This is a genomic window from Enterococcus sp., from assembly GCF_022711995.1.
Lineage (GTDB): Bacteria > Bacillota > Bacilli > Lactobacillales > Enterococcaceae > Enterococcus_D.
On the sequence record NZ_JALAHI010000151.1, the window covers coordinates 1 to 2,542 of the forward strand.

The 2,542-nt window shown below is 37.4% G+C and carries 4 protein-coding genes; all 4 read right to left on the bottom strand.

Annotated features, from left to right (window positions below):
- Positions 1–37: 37 nt before the first annotated feature.
- Positions 38–1,024: an N-acetylmuramoyl-L-alanine amidase gene (locus Q0A12_RS14775; RefSeq protein WP_291293390.1), complete on the bottom strand. Its 987-nt coding sequence runs from the start codon at positions 1,022–1,024 to the stop codon at positions 38–40.
- A 2-nt stretch (positions 1,025–1,026) separates the two neighbouring features.
- Positions 1,027–1,278, bottom strand: coding sequence for a DUF5960 family protein (locus Q0A12_RS14780; RefSeq protein ID WP_217956250.1), 252 nt, complete (start codon positions 1,276–1,278; stop codon positions 1,027–1,029).
- A gap of 44 nt (positions 1,279–1,322) precedes the next feature.
- Positions 1,323–1,763 carry a phage holin family protein gene (locus Q0A12_RS14785; RefSeq protein WP_291293391.1) on the bottom strand — a complete coding sequence of 147 codons (441 nt, stop codon included), beginning with the start codon at positions 1,761–1,763 and terminating at the stop codon, positions 1,323–1,325.
- Positions 1,764–1,880: 117 nt separating this feature from the next.
- Positions 1,881–2,542, bottom strand: a 662-nt coding sequence (locus Q0A12_RS14790; protein WP_291293392.1) for a GDSL-type esterase/lipase family protein, incomplete at its 5' end; no start/stop codon positions are given.

The window sequence follows — 2,542 nt, forward strand, 5'->3', positions numbered from 1 at the left end:
AATGGCCCCTACTTACTTGAGTAAAGGGGTATTTTTGTTACTTAACGTCTTGCTCCAAGAACCAAGAATTGATTCCATCCAACAAATAGGCCTTTTTGGATTTTGATTGGTTAATAGATTTTACTTGCTTAATTTTGTATTTTTGCCCTTTGACCCACGAAGGAATCTTTTGTCCAGTTTGGTAGTTGGTTGCATAGTTTTGAACAGTCACAGTATCGCCAACTTTGTGTGTCTTTGAATTTAAGGAACTAGATACTAACTTTAGATCCTGCTCAAGAAACCACGAATTGATTCCATCTAACAAGTAAGCCTTCTTAGATACACTTTGATTGACATTCTTAACTTGTTTTACTTTATATTTTTGCCCTTTGACCCAGCTTGGTACTTTTTGCCCGGTTTGATAATTAGTAGCTTTCGATTGTACCTGTACGGTATCACCAATCCTAAAATTAGTAGAACTTGTTCCATTAGTAGATGGTTTTGAAGAACTACCGGACGAAGTAATATTATAACCCATCACTTTTAACAAGGCATTAACACCGGCATCCATTTTTTTAGACATGATATCCATATCTTTCTTACTATCCACAAATCCCCATTCAATCAAAATAGCTGAACCAGATGATGCACGGATCACATACAAGGATGTAGTAGCCTTCGCCCCACGATTTACCCATCCAGTAGCCTTACATACTGCAATACAAATTTCCTCTGCTAATTTTTTAGCTGCTGCATTTCCTGCATAATACCAAACTTCAAAACCATTTGCCATTCCGTTAAATGCGTTTAGGTGGTGGCTGACATGATAACTTTTCCCTACAGCGTTCATCTTACGAACGATATTGTATAGGTTATCATTTACAGTTCTCCCAACGTTATCTGTTGCATCTACTGCTTTGGTTGCAGCACGGAATTTATCATGAATTTTCTGAGCAACCTCATGCTCTTTAAGTCCGCAACCAGATGCCCCAGGAACGATCGCATTGTGTCCTCTATGTGAGGTAGAATTATTATATTTGACCATGATTATTCTCCTTTCCCAACATAAAAGTAGTCGTCGATTTTTTCGGCTGGATTATCCGTTTTTTCGCGTTTTTTCACTTCAAACTTGAATGTTTCATCCTTACCAGTCTTCGTAAGATCTTTGTTCAATGTGTAAGTAGGTTGTCCAATATGATTCATAGTGTGTGCTGCATCTTGTACTGGATCTACTTCCTTGACGATTTCTGGTTTGGCTACTGCTTCAAAGTCCTCGATAAATTTAGCCTTGTTTCTCATAGTTATCCCTCCAATTTCTGTATTAAAAAAGAGCAGCCGATTGGCTACTCTTCGTCTTTACTCATTAAATTTTCTGTTTCCGATTGTCCATCACCATAATCTGGTTTTGTAGGGTTATCGTTAGTATCTTGTAATTTTGATAGTCTCTCTTTGACCCAATTTGGAATTGGAACACCTAATTGACCTAAGTTTTCCGTGATTGAAATTCCATAAACCGCGATATAGAAAAAGACGAATGCAGTAGCAAACGTCTCAAGGTTCATAATCTTTAAATACGGATAGGCAATAATTACCAAGCAGACCACCAGCATGTGTTTTACAATACCAAGCAATCCTTTTGTGCTATTAGCTTCCTTAACGAAAATGCCCTTGCACAATCCTGTAACAATATCACCTACTACTACCCATAAGAACAACTGGACATACCCATTTGTCAGCAACCCTCGAAATTCATTCAGTAACACTCCATTGTCAATAATCACCATATATACCACCTTTTCTATAATTTAAGCATAATTCTTTCATTCTAATTTCCCCCAAATGAACATATGCCACCTACTTTCCTAAAATAAAAAGCACACTCAATTGAGCGTGCCAAAGGATTAAGCAAACATTCTTTTAATCGTGAAATGCGTTGTATCTGCTGTCTTTTGATAACCAGTATCGTCTGCAGGATGTGTACCGTCTGTACAGTACAGCGTTGTTTTTTCTTGATAGATACTCAATGATCGTTCGTCAAAACGCATATCGTAAATTGGATCCACGTTTAAATACATTGCGTTCAAATAATATCCTTGCGATTTTTTGTTATCAAATTCTTTGATAAGAGCTTTGATCGTTTTGAGAATATTATTTCTTCGACTTTCTGTGCGATAAGCGACGTTTTCGATTCTACAAAGATTTGATGTCAAACCAATAGAAAACTTAACGTTAGGATTTGCTGCTTTAATCTGATTGATCATCGTGTACAAGTTTGCGATTGTTTGCTCTGGTGAGAGTCCTTGATTTGCATCGTTGATCCCAAAGTGTAACAGTACGACGTCTGGCGCTTGAATATTATTCGTTCGCAAATAATACTCAAAGTCGAATTGTTTTGTTTCAGGATTATAAAAGCTGTTTGTAATCCCGTTGTAACTTTGAGAATTTAAAAAATGTTCCGTAGTCCAGCCGCTTCGACCCTCATGTTTTGTATCGCCGCTTCCTCGTGTACCATCCATAATAATAGACATGGGATCAGTTGAAAAGCGATTGACTAATGCAGTCC

Excerpts from the sequence above, each read along its gene's own strand:
- Q0A12_RS14775 (WP_291293390.1), bottom strand. The coding sequence starts at position 1,024 with ATGGTCAAATATAATAATTCTACCTCACATAGAGGACACAATGCGATC.
- Q0A12_RS14785 (WP_291293391.1), bottom strand. The coding sequence starts at position 1,763 with ATGGTGATTATTGACAATGGAGTGTTACTGAATGAATTTCGAGGGTTG.
- Q0A12_RS14780 (WP_217956250.1), bottom strand. The coding sequence starts at position 1,278 with ATGAGAAACAAGGCTAAATTTATCGAGGACTTTGAAGCAGTAGCCAAA.